A 16,298-nucleotide genomic window follows, 5' to 3' on the forward strand; every position below is an offset into this window, starting at 1 on the left:
CCCTCCCGCCCCCTTGCTAGACGGCCGGGGCGGGCCCGGCTCGATTGGGCCGGGCAACAGGTTCCCCGCGAGCGAGACTGAGACCGATGAATATATTCGCCCTGTTCGAGGCGCGCGTACGCGAGGCCGTGGAGGCACTCATCCGCGCCGGTCAACTACCGGACGGGCTGGATCTCGGCCGCGTGGTCGTCGAGCCGCCCCGCGACCCATCCCATGGCGATCTCGCCACCAACGCCGCCCTGGTGCTCGCCAAGGAGGCACGGACCAACCCGAAGGCCCTGGGCGAGGCGCTGGCCGGGGAACTGCGGGCCGATCCGCGAATCGTCGAAGCCAGCGTCGCCGGGCCCGGCTTCATCAACCTGCGGCTCGATCCCGCGATCTTCCATGCCGTGCTGCGCAGCGCCCTCTCGGCGCCGGAGGCGTTCGGCCGGGCGCAGATGCCGGGTGGCCCGATCAACGTCGAGTACGTCTCGGCCAATCCCACCGGGCCGATGCATGTCGGGCACGGCCGGGGTGCGGTGTTCGGCGATGCGCTCTGCAACCTGCTGGTCGCCGCTGGTCGAACAGTGACCCGGGAATACTACATCAACGATGCCGGCGCGCAGGTCGACGTCCTGGCCCGCTCCGCCTTCCAGCGCTACCGCGAGGCGCTGAACGAGCCCTACGTGATCGGGGAGGGCCTGTATCCGGGTGACTATCTGAAGCCCGTCGGCGCCAAGCTCGCCGAGACCCATGGGCGCGCCCTCCTCGATCAGTCCGAGGCGGAATGGCTGCCTGTGGTGCGCGAGACCGCGCTTGCCATGATGATGGACATGATCCGGGCCGATCTGGAGGCGATCGGCATCCGGCACGATGTGTTCTTCTCCGAGAAGACGCTTCAGGAGAGCGGCGCCGTGAAGGCGCTCCTGCAGGAGCTGCGGGAGCGTGGACTGGTCTACGAGGGCCGGCTGCCGCCGCCGAAGGGCCAGCTCCCCGAGGATTGGGAGGACCGCGAGCAGACGTTGTTCCGGACCAAGGAGTTCGGCGACGACAGCGACCGCCCGCTGCTGAAGTCCGACGGGTCCTACACCTACTTCGCCTCCGATATCGCCTATCACCGGGCGAAATACCTCGCGGGTACCACCGAGCTGATCGACGTGCTCGGCGCCGACCATGGCGGCTACGTGAAGCGCATGCAGGCCGCCGTGAAGGCCGTCAGCGACGGCCAAGCGACGCTCGACGTCAAGCTCTGCCAGCTGGTGCGGCTGTTGCGCGCAGGCGAGCCGGTGAAGATGTCGAAGCGCGCCGGCGAATTCGTCACCCTGCGCGACGTCATCGACGAGGTTGGCCGCGACGCAATCCGCTTCATGATGCTCTATCGCAAGAACGACGCGACGCTGGATTTCGATCTGGCCAAAGTGGTCGAGCAGTCGAAGGACAACCCGGTCTTCTACGTCCAATATGCCCACGCTCGCGTGCGCTCGGTCCAGCGGCAGGCGCGCGACGCCTTCCCGGACGCCGACCTGTCCCCGGCCGCACTGCTGGCGGAGGCGGATTTCGGCCTGCTCACCGATACCGGGGAAGCCGAGATGATGCGGCTCATCGCCCAATATCCGCGGGTGCTCGAATCGGCAGCCAACGCCCACGAACCCCACCGGATCGCGTTCCACCTCTACGAAATCGCTTCGTCCCTTCATAGTTTCTGGAACAAGGGCAAAGACTTGCCGCAATTACGGTTTGTTAATGCAACCGATCGAAAGTCGACCTGGGCCCGGCTGGCGCTCGCCGAAGCACTTCGGAGCACGCTTGCCGCGGGCCTCACGGTGCTCGGTGTGACCGCGCCGGACGAGATGCGATAGGCCCAGCTCCGATGGGCCTCTGACCGGCGCTGATGTAAGGATGCTGCCATGACGAACGCTTCGCGCGCTCAGGTCGATCTGGACGCCTTCGCGCGCGATCTGCGTCATGATGGCCAAACGGGTCAGGGTTCCGCAAAGACCGACCCGCTGGCCGAGCTGGCGCGGATCGTCGGGCAGGACGACCCGTTCCGGGCCCTGCTGGCAGCCCGCGACCAGATGCGGGCCGTTGCACCCGCGGAGCCGCAGGTCGGCTGGAACGGGCGGGTGGAGCCGAGTTTCGCCCCCGAGCCGGTCAAGGCTTCGCCAGCCGATGCTTTCGATCAGTATCTGGCCTCGGTCGAGCGCGATACGCACGAGGAGGCGCCCTACGCCCATCAAGGCGACGTGGCCGTGGAAGCCGGCGAGGGCAGCTACGCGGACGACCGGCCGCTGCGGCGGACCAACCCACGGCGGCGGTTGGTCTCCGTCGGGGCGGGCATCGCCGTCGTGGCGGTCGCTGTAACCGGGGCACTGACCTACAAGGGCATGAACAGCGGCGGGCACGGCGGCATACCCGTGGTCCAGGCCGATTCGACCCCCCTCAAGGTGGCCCCCAAGGTGGCTGACGGCGTCGAGATCCCCGATCAGAACCGGCAGATCTACGATCCGAAGGGGAAGAAGGAGGGGCAGATCAAGATCGTGAACCGCGAGGAGCAGCCCCTCGACGTGGCCGAGGCCGCGCGCGCCGTTCAGGGTCCCACGGTCGCCGCATCGAACCAGGGTGGCACGACGCCCGGGAACGGCCCGTTCGAGGCCTTCGGTGAGCCCCGGCGAGTCCGCACGGTCGCGGTGAAGCCCGAGGCGCCGCCCGCGCCGCCGGCCCGTGAAGCGCAGGCCGATGCCGCCCCGTCCCCGATTCCCACCATGATGTTGCCCGGCGACGATCCGGCCCCGCCGCCTGCGCCGAAGGCCAAGCCGGGCCGGCAGGCCGCGGCGAGCATACCCCAGGCGACCCCGGCCCCCGTCGAGGCACCGCCGACCCCCGCGCCCGTGGAAGCGCCGCCGCCCAAGCCGGTTGCGGTGAAGCCGCCGCCGAAGGCTGCGCAGCGCGTCGCCACGGCGGGCCCGGCCTCGATCCCGGACACGACGGCCAGCACGACCACCGATGACGCGGCGCTGAGAAGCGGTCCGGTCGGCGGTTTCGCGGTGCAACTCGGCGTCCGCGGCTCAGCGGCCGAGGCCCGGGCCGCGCTGCATCAGATGCAGGGTAAGTACAGCCAGCTGGCCGGCAAGCCGGAGCTCATCCGTCAGGCGGAGGTCAACGGCAAGACCATCTTCCGCGTACGCGTCGGGCCGCTGGAGAAGGCCGAGGCGTCCAGCCTGTGCAGCGTCCTTCAGAGCGCGGGCGGCCAGTGCTTCGTCGCCAAGAACTGACGGCCTGAGCAGCCCGTCGTCACGGATCCTCGCGAGCGGGCTGCCGCGGGTGTTCCCGGAGGGCCCTCGGGCCCGATAAGCGGGATCGTTCGCTCCGTTTCGTCGCGCCCGACACGATCGTCCCCGCGAACCGGGATACGGCGGGGAGACTTGCCTCCATCCGAGTCCCGGGGGCAACACGTCCGGCTCGCGAGCTTGTTCGCCACATTGCGCCGTCGATTCGTCTTGCCGGCTCCCCGTTCCCGCCCGACTCTGTAAGCATCGATTCGGACCGGCCGAGAGCGCCTTCGCGCCGCGCACCCCCTGAATTTTCGAGACGTCCCGATGACCTCCCGTGCCCTGATTCTCGGCTGCGCCGGCAAGTCGCTCTCCCCCGAGGAGGCCGCCTTCTTCCGCGAAGTTCGCCCCTGGGGCTTCATCCTGTTCAAGCGCAACATCGGCACGCCCGAAGAGGTGCGCGGCCTGACCGATGCCCTGCGCGCCTGCATCGGCCGTAACACGGCGCCGATCCTGATCGATCAGGAGGGCGGCCGGGTCCAGCGCATGGGTCCCCCGCATTGGCCGGCTTATCCGGCGGGCGGCCGCTATGGACGGCTGAACGGCAGCGCCCGGACGATCGCCCGGCTCGGGGCGCGCCTGATGGCGCACGATCTCGCAGACGTCGGCATCAACGTCGATTGCGCCCCCGTCCTCGACGTTCCGGCACCGGGCGCCCACGACATCATCGGCGACCGGGCCTACGGGACGGATCCTGCCTCCGTCGCCGCGATCGGCCGGGCGGTTGCCGAAGGTCTGATGGCCGGCGGGGTCCTGCCGGTGATGAAGCACATCCCGGGGCACGGCCGCGCCGCCTGCGACAGCCACCACGGGCTACCGATCGTCGAGTCCAGCCGCGAGTCCCTGATAGCGCAGGATTTTCGCCCGTTTGAGGCGCTCGCGGACCTGCCGATGGCGATGTCGGCCCACGTGGTGTTCACCGCGATCGACCCCGAGCACCCGGCTACGCAATCCGCAACGGTCATCCGGGAGGTGATCCGGGGCACGATCGGCTTCGACGGCCTGCTGATGACCGACGACCTGTCGATGCACGCCCTGACCGGGACATTCCGTGAGCGGACCGAGCGCGCCTTCGCGGCCGGCATCGATATCGGCCTCCACTGCAATGGCGCGATGGAGGAGATGCGCGCGGTCGCCGAGGCGGCGCCTTTGCTCGCTGGACGGGCGGCGGAACGGGCCGCCACCGCGCTGGCGCGGCTCGGTCCCGCCGGCGACGGCCTGGACCTCCCGGAAGCGCGGGCTCAGTTCGCCGCGGCCCTGGCGGCGGCCTGACCCGCTGTCGTCCACCGCGGCGTTCCACCGCCCTGGCACCGCCCATGCTTGTGTTCGGGCGGCGTGATCCCTAGGTTCGCCCCGAAATCCTCAACCGGACGTGGCGTCCCGCTCCCGCTTTCCCGGGGCGTACGCAGGAGGTTGCCATGGGCAGCATGAGTATCTGGCACTGGGTCATCGTCGCGGTCATCGTGATGCTGCTCTTCGGGCGCGGTAAGGTCTCCGACCTGATGGGCGACGTCGCCAAGGGCATCAAGGCGTTCAAGAAAGGCATGGCGGAGGACGAGACGCCCCCGACCAGCCCGACCGTCGTGCCGCCGAGCGAGCCCGTCCGCACGATCCCGCATACCGCCGAGACCAGCCCCGGCACCGCCATCCCGGCGAGCCATATCCCCGGCGGCGAACGCAAGCCGGTGTGAGGGGACTCCCACGGGACGTGCGCTGGTGTAGAGCCTGACGGGAGCCGAACTTCGGTTCCCCGGGCAGCAGGACCGTCGACGACATGCTGGACATGAGTTGGGGCGAGGTGATGCTGATCGGCGGCGTCGCCCTCATCGTCATCGGGCCGAAGGACTTGCCGAAGGCGCTTCGCACCGTCGGACAGATCACCTCGAAGCTGCGCCGCATGGCCGGCGAGTTCCAGATGCAGTTCAACGAGGCGATCCGAGAGGCGGAACTCGATGAGGTTCGCCGCGAGGTCGACGGCATCCGCAATACCGTGCGCGGCGTGGGATCGACCTTCAATCCCGTCCAGACGATCCGCGACGAACTGAAGGGTGCCGTGGAAGGCCGGGCCAAGGTCGGGCCCGAGAAACTCGGCCCCCCGCCGCCGGGTGAAGAGACGCGCTCCCTGGCCGAGGCCACGGCGCAGCTGAAGGCCGAGCAGGAGGCCGTCGCTCCTGCGGTCGAACCGGCCCCTGTCGAATCCGTAGCGCAGCCGGCGGCGGCTGAGGCGCCGCTTCCGGTGCCCGGCTCGGTCGACGACCCGTTCGGGCCGCCCGCCGAGCCGGCCGCCGTCGATGACGCCCACCGCGACACGAAGAACGGCGCCGCTGTCCGATGATGACCGACACCGATGAGGCCGAGATCGAGGCCTCCCGGGCTCCTCTGCTCGAACACCTGATCGAGCTGCGCGCGCGCCTGATCAAATCGCTCATCGCCTTCGTGGCGATGTTCTTTCTGTGCTTTTTCTTCTCGCGCAACATCTACAACGTGTTGGTTTACCCCTACACGTCGGTGGTGGGCACAGAGAATGCCGAGCTGATTGCGACCCACTTCCTCGAGCAGGTCTTCACCAACATCAAGCTCAGCGTCTTCGGCGCGGCCTTCCTGGCCTTCCCGGTGATCGCCACGCAGATCTACGCCTTCGTGGCGCCGGGCCTATACCGGAACGAGCGCAAGGCCTTCCTGCCCTACCTCGTGGCGACACCGATCTTCTTCCTGCTCGGCGCGCTGGTGGTGTTCTTCCTGGCGATGCCGCTCCTGATCAAGTTCTCGGTTTCGCTCCAGCAAGTGGGTGTCGCCGGCGAGCCGACCATCAAGCTGATGCCGAAGGTCGACGAGTACCTCTCGCTGATCATGACGCTGATCTTCGCGTTCGGAATCGCGTTCCAATTGCCTGTGATCCTGACCCTGCTGGGGCAGATCGGCATCATCGACGCGGCCTTCCTGCGCGAGAAGCGGCGCTACGCCATCGTCCTGGTCTTCGTCGCCGCGGCGGTTTTGACGCCGCCTGACGTGATCTCTCAGCTCTCGCTCGCCTTGCCGATGCTGATCCTCTACGAGGCCTCTGTGTTCTCGGTGGCCCGAGTCGAGAAGCTGCGCGCGGCGCGGCGGGTCCAGGAAGGGCTGGATCCGTAGGATGCCTGTCGCTCAGTCCGGGGCGCGCAGGCGGTAGCCGACACCGGTTTCGGTGAGCAGATAGTGCGGGCGTTCCGGGTCCGGCTCCAGCTTCTGTCGCAACTGCCGGATATAGACGCGCAGGTATTGCGGATCGGAGGAAGCCGGCGCGTGGCGCATCAGCTGGGCGTGCGTCAGGACCTTGCCCGCATGCTGCACGAGGACGCGCAGGAAGTCGTATTCCCGCGGCGAGAGCTTCACCTCCCGCTCGCCGACCCGCACGATCCGTCGCACGAGATCGACCGTCAGGTCGTCGACTCGAAAGACCGGCCGCTCGCCCTGCATGGCCAGACGGTGCCGGAGCGCCGTGCGGATGCGGGCGAGTAACTCGTTCATGCCGAACGGCTTCGTCACGTAGTCGTCGGCCCCGAGGTCCAGGGCTTCGACCTTTCCGCGCTCGTCGTCGCGGCTCGACAGGACGAGGACCGGCAGGTCCGGCCAGCGCTCACGGATCTTTCCGAGCAATGCGTGGCCGGTCATGTCGGGCAGGCCCAGATCGAGGATCGCGAGGTCGAGGCCGCCCGCTTCCAGAGCCGAAAGCGCCGCAGCGCCGTCCCCGGCCTCGACGATCGCGTAGCCCTGGGTGCCGAGACCGGTTCGGAGCAGGCGCCGGATCGGCGGCTCGTCGTCGATGACCAGGATGCTGGCGGACGCGCTCATTCCACCCGCAGCAGCACGTGCCGCTTCTTGCCGAAGGAGAGCTTGATGACGCCATCCGCCGTCAGGTCGCCCTGGCCGAGCGTGGCCTTCTCGTCGGTTACCGGCACGTCGTTGACCCGCAATCCGCCGCCTTTAATCTGGCGCCGCGCTTCGCTGGTCGACGGCACCAGCTTGGCGATGTCGGGCCCGAAGGCCGTGAGCACGCCGAGCCCGGCCTCCAGCGTGGCGGCCGGCACCGAGACGCTCGGCAGATCGGCCGCGAGCGTCCCCTCCACGAAGGTCTTGCGCGCTGTCTCGGCGGCCGCCTCCGCGGCCTCGCGGCCATGCATCAGGGCCGTCGCCTCCGTGGCCAGCACCGTCTTGGCCGCGTTGATCTCGGAGCCGGCGAGGGCCGCGAGCCGGGTGATCTCCGCCATCGGCAGCAGGGTGAACAGCTTGAGGAAGCGAGCCACGTCCGCATCCTCGGTGTTCCGCCAGAACTGCCAGTAATCGTAGGGCTTCAGCATCTCCGGGTTGAGCCAGACGGCACCCGCGGCGGTCTTCCCCATCTTGGCGCCCGACGAGGTTGTCAGGAGCGGACAGGTCAGCGCGTAGAGCTGCGGCGTACCCATGCGGCGGCCGAGATCGATGCCGTTGACGATGTTGCCCCACTGATCCGAGCCGCCCATCTGCATCACGCAGCCGTAGCGCCGGTTCAGCTCCACGAAGTCGTAGGATTGTAGGATCATGTAATTGAATTCGAGGAACGAAAGCTCCTGATCGCGCTCCAGACGCAGGCGCACGCTGTCCATCGACAGCATGCGGTTCACCGAGAAATGCCGGCCCACATCGCGCAGCATCTCGATGTAGTTGAGTTTCGTCAGCCACTCGGCGTTGTCGACCATCACGGCGTCGTTCGCGCCTTCGCCGAAGCGCAGGAACCGATCGAAGGTCTTGCGGATCTCGGCCTTGTTGGCGTCGATCTGCTCGACGGTCAGGATCTTCCGGGTCTCGTCGCGTCCGGACGGGTCGCCGACCCGGGTGGTGCCGCCGCCCATCAGGGCGATCGGCTTGCCCCCGGTCGCCTGCAGCCAGTGCAGCATCATGATCGACAGCAGGTGCCCGACATGGAGCGAGGGCGCCGTGCAATCGTAGCCGACATAGGTCGTGAGCCGCCCCTCAACGGCCGCGGCATCGATCCCGGCGAGGTCGGAGGTCTGGTGGATATAGCCGCGCTCGGTCAGGATCCGGAGGAGATCGGATTTCGGCGCGAAGCTCTCGGCGGTCATGGTTACAATCTCGGGCCGCGTGCTGGCGCGACAGGCCGAGGCCCCGCATGCTAGCTCGCGCTGGGTTCAGGATACGGCGGGCTCTTAGCAGGGCGCTGGCCGAAAGGCACGGGGCGGAACGGCATGGCGATGATGCGCGCGATCGGACTGATGAGCGGCACGTCGCTGGACGGCGTCGACATCGCGCTGATCGAGACCGACGGCGAGCGGGTCCATGTGGTGAAGGGGGCCAACAACTTCCTGGAGCCGCTGGGGCCGACCGGGTATCGCGGATACGCGGACGACGAGAAGGCGCTCCTCCGGGCCGCCACCAAGGATGCGGAATCCGTCCTCCATCCCGGGGACCGGCCCGGCCGCCTGCCGGAGGCGGAGGCCTTCGTCACACAGGCCCATGCCGAGGCGGTGGAACGCTTTCTCGAAGAGAACGGCCTGGCCGCCTCGGAGATCGACGTCATCGGCTTCCACGGCCAGACCGTGATCCACCGTCCGGACCAGCGCCTGTCGATCCAGATCGGCGACGGGCAAGCGCTGGCGACGCGCCTCGGCATCCCCGTGGTCTCGGACCTGCGCCGCGCCGATGTCGAGGCGGGCGGGCAGGGGGCACCGCTGGTGCCGGTGTTCCACAAAGCGCTGGCCGAGGCGTCGGGCTTCGACGGGCCGTTCGGCATCCTCAATATCGGCGGGGTCGCCAACGCGACACTCATCGACTCGAAGGGCGGCGTGATCGCCTTCGATACCGGCCCCGGCAACGCCCTGATCGACGAGTGGATGCAGGAGCGCGAGGGCAAGAACCTCGACGATGGCGGCCGCACCGCCGCCCGGGGCCGGCCCGACGAGCAGTTGCTCGCGTGGCTGCTGACGCACCCGTTCTTCTTCCGCAAGCCGCCGAAATCGCTGGATCGGAACTGGTTTTCGCACAAGCTGGCGGGCCAACTCACGACCGAGGACGGCGCCGCGACGCTCACTGCCTTTACGGCGCGCGCCGTGGCCCGCGCCCTGGACCACGCCCCCGAGATCCCAACCCGCTGGATCGTCGCCGGCGGCGGGGCGCGCAATGGCGAGTTGGTCCGGCTGCTGAACTACCACCTGCGCGCGGAGATCACGACCGCGGACGCGATCGGCTGGTCCTCGGCCTATCTGGAGGCGCAGGCCTTTGCCTATCTTGCGGTGCGCTCGCTGCAGGGTCTGCCGATCACGTTGCCGTCGACCACCGGGGTCCGCGAGCCCATGACGGGTGGGGTTCTGGCGCGTCCGTGAGCCTCGGCTACGCTCTGCGGCGGATCATCGAGGAATACCCGCTCGCCCGGCTCGACCCACCTGCCAAGCATCCACTCGCCGCGGTGATCCGGAAGGGCGCGCCGGATGAGGTGCGCGGCGCTCTGGCTTCGATCGACGGGCCCTTCCTCGTGAAGGGCAGCCCGGGGCGCGGCAGCAAGTGGGCGGCCGTGCCGTGGATCGCAATCTTCGATCCCGCGGTCACCACGAGCGCAACCCGGGGCTATTACCTCGTCTACCTCTTCCCGGCACATCGTGAGGCTGTCCATCTGTCTCTGGCGCAGGGGACGGTTGCGGCCATCCGCGAGCACGGGGCCGGCGCGGGCGATCATCTCCGGGCGAGCGGGGCTATGTTCCGGGCGCGCCTCGCCGATTTCGCCGATCGACTGCCAAATGAAACGATCGGCCTCGGCACGGTCGGCGAACTGCCGGAGGGCTACGAGGCGGCGCACATCCTAGGGTTGACCTACGATCTCGATGCGCTCGGCGATGAGCGGCGGCTGCGGACTGATCTCACGATGGCTGTCACGGCCTATCGAGCGCTGAAGGCGCGGGGTGGCCTCGATTGTAAGACGTGTTCCGTCTAGGGATGTAGCCTATAAACTACAGAATACGCGACGCTGACGATTCGCCAGACCGAAACCTTCGCGGGGTGGTTTTCAACATTGCGCGACGAGCAGGCGCGAGCTCAGAGCAACGTCCGGATCAAGCGCCTCGGGTTGGGAAACCCGGGCGATGTGAGACCCTTCGGCGCCGAAGTGAGCGCGCGTCGATTATGGTCCGGGCTCTCACGTTTACTTCGCACAACGCGGGGAGGCGTTTGTCCTACTCCTGTGCGGCGACAAGCGAACGCAGGATCGAACCATACGCGAGGCATAGTTCATCGATCGGCAGGAGCAGGGCCGATGACCATCGAAACCCGTGTCTGGGACGTCGTGGAGCATCTCGACACGCCAGAGCGCATCGCGGCCTATATCGAAGCTGCGTTGGACGATGGTGATCCCGCGCTTCTTTCCGCGGCGATCGGCGAGGTGGCGCGGGCTTACGGATGACGCAGATCGCGTTCGAGACGGGACGGTCTCGTGAGAGTTTGTACCGGACCCTGCCCGAGATGGGTAACCCGGAGCTCGACACGCTGGTGAGCGTCCTCAAGGCGGTCGGCCTCCGGCTCAGCGTCCAGCCTATCGCCGAGTCGAAGCCGGCTTAGCATCGGAAGCATGCACCATCGTTTGTGCCCCCGCCGCTCCCGCGCTAAGGCAGCCGGGCCATGTCGCACAACACCTTCGGCCACCTGTTCCGCGTCACGACCTTCGGCGAGAGCCACGGGGTCGCGCTGGGCTGCGTGGTGGATGGCTGCCCGCCCGGCCTGCCGCTGGAGGCCGAGGAGATCCAGGCGGAACTCGACCGGCGCAAGCCCGGTCAGTCGCGCTTCACTACCCAGCGCCGCGAGCCTGATCAGGTGAAGATCCTGTCGGGCGTCTTCGCCGACGACCGCACCGATGGCCGCCAGTTCACCACCGGCACGCCGATCGCGCTGATGATCGAGAATACGGATCAGCGCTCGAAGGATTATTCCGAGATCCGCGACAGCTATCGGCCCGGCCACGCCGACTACACCTACGACGCCAAATACGGCATCCGTGACTATCGTGGGGGCGGCCGCTCCTCGGCCCGGGAGACCGCCGCGCGCGTCGCCGCCGGCGCCGTGGCCCGCAAGGTCATTCCCGGCATCACCATCCGGGCGGCCCTCGTGCAGATGGGTCCGCACGCCATCGACCGGTCGCGCTGGGACTGGGCCGAGGTGGAGCGCAACCCGTTCTTCTGCCCCGACGCGGAGACGGCTGCCTTCTACGAAACCTACCTCGATGCGATCCGGAAGGATGGCTCGTCGGTGGGCGCCGTGATCGAGGTGGTGGCCGAGGGTGTCCCGCCGGGCCTCGGCGCGCCGATCTACGGCAAGCTCGACGCGGATCTCGCCGCCGCGATGATGTCGATCAACGCCGTAAAGGGCGTGGAGATCGGCGACGGCTTTGCGGCGGCAGCGCTCCGCGGCGAGGACAATGCCGACGAGATGCGCGCCGGCAATGACGGCCGCCCTCGCTTCCTGGCCAATCACGCAGGCGGCATTCTCGGCGGCATCTCCAGCGGCGAGCCGGTGGTGGTACGCTTCGCCGTGAAGCCGACCTCCTCGATCCTCACGTCACGCCGCTCCGTCACCCGCGACGGCGCCGAGGTGGACCTCGTCACCAAGGGCCGCCACGATCCCTGTGTCGGCATCCGCGCCGTGCCTGTGGCGGAAGCCATGATGGCGTGCGTGCTCGCCGATCACTACCTGCGCCATCGCGGGCAGGTCGGGCCGCAGGCCTGATCCCGGTCGCGGTCCTAACAGTTCGAGAATGCCCGTGCCCCATTGCACCGTTACCGAGGCCATCGCGGCCTTCGCCAAGGGCGAAATCGTGGTCGTCACCGACGATGACGATCGCGAGAACGAGGGCGACCTCGTCGTCGCGGCCTCGCTCTGCACGCCGGAGAAGATGGCGTTCATCATCCGCAACACCTGCGGCATCGTCTGCGCGCCGATCACGCAGAGCGAGGCGCGGCGGCTGCATCTCGCCCCGATGGTCGCCTCGAACGATGCGCCGCTCGGCACCGCCTTCACCGTGACGGTGGATGTGAAGCACGGGCTGACCACGGGCATCTCGGCGGAGCAGCGCTGCAACACGGTCCGGGCGCTGGCCAACGGCAACATGGGCGCGGGCGACTTCGTGCGTCCCGGACACGTCTTCCCGCTGATCGCCCGGGATGGCGGCGTGCTCATGCGCTCGGGCCACACCGAGGCCGCGGTCGATCTCTGCCGGTTGGCCGAGTTGCCCCCCGTCGGCGTGATCTGCGAACTCGCCAACGACGACGGCACGGTGATGAAGGGGCCGCAGATCGAGGCCTTTGCCGAGAAACATGGGTTGAAGCAGGTCTCGGTGGCCGATCTCATCGCCTATCGGCAGGCCCGGGACCGGCTGGTGGAGCGGGTCGGGCATTTCCCGGTCCGGTCGAACCACGGCGACATGAACGCCTACGTGTTCTCGACGCCCTTTGAGACGATCCAGCAATTCGCCTTCGTGATGGGCGAGATCGGCGACGGCCGCGACGTGCTGGTGCGCCTCCACCGCTCAAACGTCGCGGCCGACGTGATCGGCGGCGGCAAGCAGATCGATGCGGTGCTGAAGCGCTTCGCAGACGCTGGACGGGGAGTGCTGGTCTATCTCCGCGACGGGACCGCCGGCGTGCCGGTGAAGAGCGTCACCGACGAGGGCACAGAGGCCCTGCGCGCCCGCCAATGGCGCGAAGTCGGCCTCGGCGCGCAGATCCTGCGCGACCTTGGCGTCGTCTCGTTCCGCAACCTCGCTACCTCGTCGCGGGCCTATGTCGGTCTGTCGGGCTTCGGCATCGAGCACCTGGGCGACGAGCCGTTGGAGGCCTGACGCCCAAGTCAGACGCGGCGCGCCACCGTCCAGATCGCGGCGCCGGCCATAATGGCGGCCGCGCCGCGCTTCAGTCGCCGGTGGAATGCTGCGGTCTGCAAGGCATGCCGTGCCCGTGACGCCAGAGCCGCGTAGGGCGTCATCACCACGGCCACGACGAGGGCCGTGACGGCGACGAGCCCAGCGAAGTCGCTTCCTGTGACAGTCCGGAGATCCAGGACGGTGGGCAGCACCGCGAGATAGAAGACGATCGTCTTCGGGTTGGCGAGCGTCACGGTCAGCCCGGCGAGGAAGCTCCCGAAGGGTCTGTCGGCACTGCACCCCGCGACAGGCTGCGCGCGCGCTGCGGCGCGCCACAGCTGGATGGCCAGATAGCCGAGATACAGGCCCGCACCGATCCGGACCACGACGAACACGTCGCCGAGCGCCTCGGCCACGCGGGTCAACCCGAACACCGCGGCCGCCAGGAAGGTCAGATCGCCCAGCATCAGGCCTGCAGCGAACGCCATGCCGGCCCAGAAACCCGAAGCCAGCGGCCGGGCGACGAGGGCCACGACGCCGGGGCCCGGGATCGCGGCAGCGACGCCCAAGGCCAGCGCGTAGGCCAGAAAACCAGCCGTCGTCATCGCGCAGATTCCGGCCGGCCAGTGATGGCCGGCGCCATGAAGCGGCTATGCGCTGCCATGATCCTGATTCCCCCGAAGCCCGAGGCTACGGCGGGATCCGGCGCCGTCGCAACCGTCGATCGCGCCTACCGACCCATCAGCGCATCGACATGCGCGGCGGTCGACTTGGCGAGACCTTCGAGGCTGTAGCCACCTTCGAGCACCGAGACGATGCGCCCGCCCGCGCAGCGTTCCGCCAAATCCATCAATCGGCGTGTCGCCCAGGCGAAATCTTCGGCTTCGAGGCGGAGATTCGCCAGGGGATCGAGCCGATGGGCATCGAACCCCGCCGAGATCACGATCAGGTCCGGCCGGAACGTCTCCAGGCGCGACAGGATACCGGCCTCGAACGCCTCGCGAAACACCTCGCCATCGTCGTTCGGCTGCAGGGGCACGTTTACGATCGTGTCCTTGTCGCCGCGCTCCGAAGCTGCGCCGGAACCGGGATAGAGCGGCATCTGATGCGTCGAGCAGTACAGGACGGAGCCGTCGTCCCAGAAGATGTCCTGGCTGCCGTTGCCGTGATGGACATCCCAGTCGACGAGTGCCACGCGGCCGGCGCCGTGCTGGGTCTGGGCGTAGCGGGCCGCGATGGCCGCGTGGTTGAACAGGCAGAACCCCATGGACCGGGTCCGCTCCGCGTGATGGCCGGGCGGCCGCATGGCCACGAAGGCGTTGCGGCACTCGCCTGCCACGACGGCGTCGACGGCGTGCGTCGCACCGCCGATGGCGCGCAGCGTCGCCTCCAGGCTGCCGGCCGACAGGACCGTGTCGGAGTCGATCCCGACCATGCCGGTCTCCGGCACCGCCGCGACCAGCGCATCGACATAGGAGCGGGGATGGGCGAGCGCGGCGGTCTCCAGCTCCGCACGGGGCGCAGAGGCGCGCACAAGGCCGGCGAAGCGTTCGTCCTCCAGGGCGCGCTCGACCGCGCGCATCCGGGCCGGCCGCTCCGGGTGGCCCTCCGGCACGAGGTGATCGAAGCTGGCGGGATGGCTCACGTACAGTGTGGTCACGACGGTCGCTCCCGGGTCCGATCCTGTCGCGCGCCTGCAACAGGAGTCGGCAATGTGCCACGGTCGCAACGCGCGGACTACGGCCGCGTGCCCGCCACGATTAGGCTTGTCCCGATTGTCTTCAGATTTTCCCAGTCGCCGAACGGTCTTCGGTGCGGGATCGAACGTCGAGACCGGCCGCATGCGCATCGTTCCGATCATCGTCTGTGCCGGTCTCCTGGCAGGGTGCACCTTCAAGGGCGTGCCCGACCCCGCCCTCTCGGCCCGCGACGCGGAGTTCATGGCCCTCGTGCCCGATGCCGAGTTCGATCCGCATTTCGCCCGCTACGAGATGAACGATCCGACCCATGAGCCGCCCGGCACCATCGTGGTCGAGACCAAGGAGCGCCAGCTCTACCTCGTCCAACCCGGCGGGAAGGCGCTCCGCTACGGCGTCTCGGTGGGCGACGAGGCCTATGGCTGGACCGGTTGGGCGATTGTCGACCGCAAGGCGGAATGGCCCGCCTGGAACCCGCCGGCCGAGATGATCAAGCGCTGGCCGCATGTCCACGCCATGCAGGGCGGCCCGATGAACCCGCTGGGCGCCCGGGCCCTCTACCTGTCGGATCACGGCAAGGACACGCTCTACCGGATTCACGGCACCAACGAGCCGGAGAAGATCGGGCAGGCGGTCTCGTCGGGCTGCATCCGCATGCGCAACATCGACGTGGTTGACCTCTTCAATCGCGTGCCCGTGGGCGCCACGGTCATCGTCCGGTAACGCAACCAATCAACGTCCCAATAAGCTTGCTTGCTTGGGCTGTGTTTACCTGAACTTCCGTTCAGATCTGGCCATTAACCTCTGGCAGGGAAGCCGTCCCGTAGGTTGAAGACACACCGGGACTAGCGCCGACCAAAGCAAAGGTCGGGGAGACAGGCGACCATGACCATGATTTCCGTTCAACAGTTCTGCAACCATGCCGTTTCGACCGGGACGATCAGCGACGAGGACCTCCTGGTCCTCAAGCGCGAGGTTCTCCCCGAAGGCCTGATGAGCCGCGAAGAGGCCGACCTGCTGATCGCCCTGGAGCGCGCCGTGATCGGCTCCGAGGCCTTCGCCGACTTCCTCGTGGCCTCGGTCGTCGATTTCGCCGTTTGGGGCACCCGGCCGACCGGTTACATCGATCGCGACGTGGCCGCTTGGCTCGCCGCCTCGCTCAGCGGCCGCGATGGCCCGAGCCCGGTCGGTGGGCGGATCGCGATGGAGATCGTGCGGGAAGCCCAGGGCAGCGCCGAATCGCTGATGGCCTTCGCCCTCGAAGCCAACCGCCGGATCCGCGACGCCGTCCAGCCCGCCCGCACGAGCTTTGCTCTGGCGGCCTGAGCCTTCGACAAAGGCGCAGCTTCCGTCTGTCGCGCAACTGATCTATCGGGACAGTCAAGCCGGTGCGCAGTCCGGCGATCTCGGAAGCAGTGC

General features: G+C 68.3%; 16 protein-coding genes and 1 pseudogene. 13 read left to right on the plus strand and 4 right to left on the minus strand.

The genetic code is table 11. The annotated features are described in order from the left end of the window. Positions 1-86 precede the first annotated feature (86 nt). From argS to tatC, 6 genes are all read left to right on the plus strand, one after another. Positions 87-1,838 carry an arginine--tRNA ligase gene (gene argS / locus MKK88_RS06050; protein WP_243997874.1) on the plus strand — a complete coding sequence of 584 codons (1,752 nt, stop codon included), beginning with the start codon at positions 87-89 and terminating at the stop codon, positions 1,836-1,838. A 48-nt stretch (positions 1,839-1,886) separates the two neighbouring features. Continuing rightward, positions 1,887-3,251, plus strand: coding sequence for an SPOR domain-containing protein (locus MKK88_RS06055; protein ID WP_243997876.1), 1,365 nt, complete (start codon positions 1,887-1,889; stop codon positions 3,249-3,251). Positions 3,252-3,575: 324 nt separating this feature from the next. Next, complete coding sequence (nagZ, locus tag MKK88_RS06060) at positions 3,576-4,580, plus strand: beta-N-acetylhexosaminidase (RefSeq protein WP_243997878.1); 1,005 nt, start codon at positions 3,576-3,578, stop codon at positions 4,578-4,580. Positions 4,581-4,726: 146 nt separating this feature from the next. Then, positions 4,727-4,999, plus strand: coding sequence for a twin-arginine translocase TatA/TatE family subunit (locus MKK88_RS06065; protein ID WP_243997880.1), 273 nt, complete (start codon positions 4,727-4,729; stop codon positions 4,997-4,999). A gap of 83 nt (positions 5,000-5,082) precedes the next feature. Beyond that, a complete protein-coding gene (tatB, locus tag MKK88_RS06070; RefSeq protein WP_243997883.1) occupies positions 5,083-5,643 on the plus strand; it encodes a Sec-independent protein translocase protein TatB in 561 nt (186 codons plus the stop codon). Then, positions 5,640-6,440, plus strand: a complete 801-nt coding sequence (tatC, locus tag MKK88_RS06075) for a twin-arginine translocase subunit TatC (protein WP_243997885.1) — start codon at positions 5,640-5,642, stop codon at positions 6,438-6,440. Before tatB ends, tatC begins: the two co-directional genes overlap by 4 nt. A gap of 12 nt (positions 6,441-6,452) precedes the next feature. On the opposite strand, the gene MKK88_RS06080 is transcribed toward tatC, so the two are convergent. Further along, positions 6,453-7,139, minus strand: coding sequence for a response regulator (locus MKK88_RS06080; RefSeq protein ID WP_243997887.1), 687 nt, complete (start codon positions 7,137-7,139; stop codon positions 6,453-6,455). After that, positions 7,136-8,407 carry a tyrosine--tRNA ligase gene (gene tyrS, locus MKK88_RS06085; RefSeq protein WP_243997889.1) on the minus strand — a complete coding sequence of 424 codons (1,272 nt, stop codon included), beginning with the start codon at positions 8,405-8,407 and terminating at the stop codon, positions 7,136-7,138. The genes MKK88_RS06080 and tyrS overlap by 4 nt, the downstream gene beginning before the upstream one ends. Before the next feature lie 123 nt (positions 8,408-8,530). Here tyrS and MKK88_RS06090 point away from each other — a divergent pair, with 123 nt between their 5' ends. The 5 genes and pseudogenes from MKK88_RS06090 (at position 8,531) to ribB (ending at position 13,161) form a co-directional block, all read left to right on the plus strand. Then, positions 8,531-9,664: an anhydro-N-acetylmuramic acid kinase gene (locus tag MKK88_RS06090; RefSeq protein WP_243997891.1), complete on the plus strand. Its 1,134-nt coding sequence runs from the start codon at positions 8,531-8,533 to the stop codon at positions 9,662-9,664. After that, a complete protein-coding gene (locus MKK88_RS06095; RefSeq protein ID WP_243997893.1) occupies positions 9,661-10,269 on the plus strand; it encodes a DUF3578 domain-containing protein in 609 nt (202 codons plus the stop codon). The genes MKK88_RS06090 and MKK88_RS06095 overlap by 4 nt, the downstream gene beginning before the upstream one ends. Positions 10,270-10,587: 318 nt before the next feature. Further along, positions 10,588-10,889, plus strand: a pseudogene (locus tag MKK88_RS34230) (addiction module antidote protein). Positions 10,890-10,949: 60 nt separating this feature from the next. Further along, entirely contained in the window at positions 10,950-12,050 is a 1,101-nt protein-coding gene (aroC, locus tag MKK88_RS06110) for a chorismate synthase (RefSeq protein WP_243997896.1), read from the plus strand. A gap of 34 nt (positions 12,051-12,084) precedes the next feature. Continuing rightward, positions 12,085-13,161, plus strand: a complete 1,077-nt coding sequence (gene ribB / locus MKK88_RS06115; protein WP_243997898.1) for a 3,4-dihydroxy-2-butanone-4-phosphate synthase — start codon at positions 12,085-12,087, stop codon at positions 13,159-13,161. Positions 13,162-13,169: 8 nt separating this feature from the next. Here the strand turns inward: ribB and MKK88_RS06120 are convergent, their stop codons facing one another. Next, positions 13,170-13,787 carry a LysE family translocator gene (locus MKK88_RS06120; RefSeq protein WP_243997900.1) on the minus strand — a complete coding sequence of 206 codons (618 nt, stop codon included), beginning with the start codon at positions 13,785-13,787 and terminating at the stop codon, positions 13,170-13,172. Between the two features lie 125 nt (positions 13,788-13,912). Further along, positions 13,913-14,842, minus strand: a complete 930-nt coding sequence (locus MKK88_RS06125) for a histone deacetylase family protein (RefSeq protein WP_243997901.1) — start codon at positions 14,840-14,842, stop codon at positions 13,913-13,915. 181 nt (positions 14,843-15,023) lie between these two features. Here MKK88_RS06125 and MKK88_RS06130 point away from each other — a divergent pair, with 181 nt between their 5' ends. Next, positions 15,024-15,602: a L,D-transpeptidase gene (locus MKK88_RS06130; RefSeq protein WP_243997903.1), complete on the plus strand. Its 579-nt coding sequence runs from the start codon at positions 15,024-15,026 to the stop codon at positions 15,600-15,602. A 162-nt stretch (positions 15,603-15,764) separates the two neighbouring features. After that, complete coding sequence (locus MKK88_RS06135) at positions 15,765-16,205, plus strand: hypothetical protein (protein ID WP_243997905.1); 441 nt, start codon at positions 15,765-15,767, stop codon at positions 16,203-16,205. The last annotated feature ends 93 nt before the right edge of the window (positions 16,206-16,298 follow it).

Origin of the sequence: Methylobacterium sp. E-005 (assembly GCF_022829725.1) — a bacterium.
Taxonomy (GTDB): Bacteria; Pseudomonadota; Alphaproteobacteria; order Rhizobiales; family Beijerinckiaceae; genus Methylobacterium.

What these genes read in the sequence shown, in the direction of transcription:
- argS (WP_243997874.1), top strand. Translation starts at nt 87, where the DNA reads ATGAATATATTCGCCCTGTTCGAGGCGCGCGTACGCGAGGCCGTGGAG.
- MKK88_RS06055 (WP_243997876.1), top strand. Translation starts at nt 1,887, where the DNA reads ATGACGAACGCTTCGCGCGCTCAGGTCGATCTGGACGCCTTCGCGCGC.
- nagZ (WP_243997878.1), top strand. Translation starts at nt 3,576, where the DNA reads ATGACCTCCCGTGCCCTGATTCTCGGCTGCGCCGGCAAGTCGCTCTCC.
- MKK88_RS06065 (WP_243997880.1), top strand. Translation starts at nt 4,727, where the DNA reads ATGGGCAGCATGAGTATCTGGCACTGGGTCATCGTCGCGGTCATCGTG.
- tatB (WP_243997883.1), top strand. Translation starts at nt 5,083, where the DNA reads ATGCTGGACATGAGTTGGGGCGAGGTGATGCTGATCGGCGGCGTCGCC.
- tatC (WP_243997885.1), top strand. Translation starts at nt 5,640, where the DNA reads ATGATGACCGACACCGATGAGGCCGAGATCGAGGCCTCCCGGGCTCCT.
- MKK88_RS06080 (WP_243997887.1), bottom strand. Translation starts at nt 7,139, where the DNA reads ATGAGCGCGTCCGCCAGCATCCTGGTCATCGACGACGAGCCGCCGATC.
- tyrS (WP_243997889.1), bottom strand. Translation starts at nt 8,407, where the DNA reads ATGACCGCCGAGAGCTTCGCGCCGAAATCCGATCTCCTCCGGATCCTG.
- MKK88_RS06090 (WP_243997891.1), top strand. Translation starts at nt 8,531, where the DNA reads ATGGCGATGATGCGCGCGATCGGACTGATGAGCGGCACGTCGCTGGAC.
- aroC (WP_243997896.1), top strand. Translation starts at nt 10,950, where the DNA reads ATGTCGCACAACACCTTCGGCCACCTGTTCCGCGTCACGACCTTCGGC.
- MKK88_RS06120 (WP_243997900.1), bottom strand. Translation starts at nt 13,787, where the DNA reads ATGACGACGGCTGGTTTTCTGGCCTACGCGCTGGCCTTGGGCGTCGCT.
- MKK88_RS06130 (WP_243997903.1), top strand. Translation starts at nt 15,024, where the DNA reads ATGCGCATCGTTCCGATCATCGTCTGTGCCGGTCTCCTGGCAGGGTGC.
- MKK88_RS06135 (WP_243997905.1), top strand. Translation starts at nt 15,765, where the DNA reads ATGACCATGATTTCCGTTCAACAGTTCTGCAACCATGCCGTTTCGACC.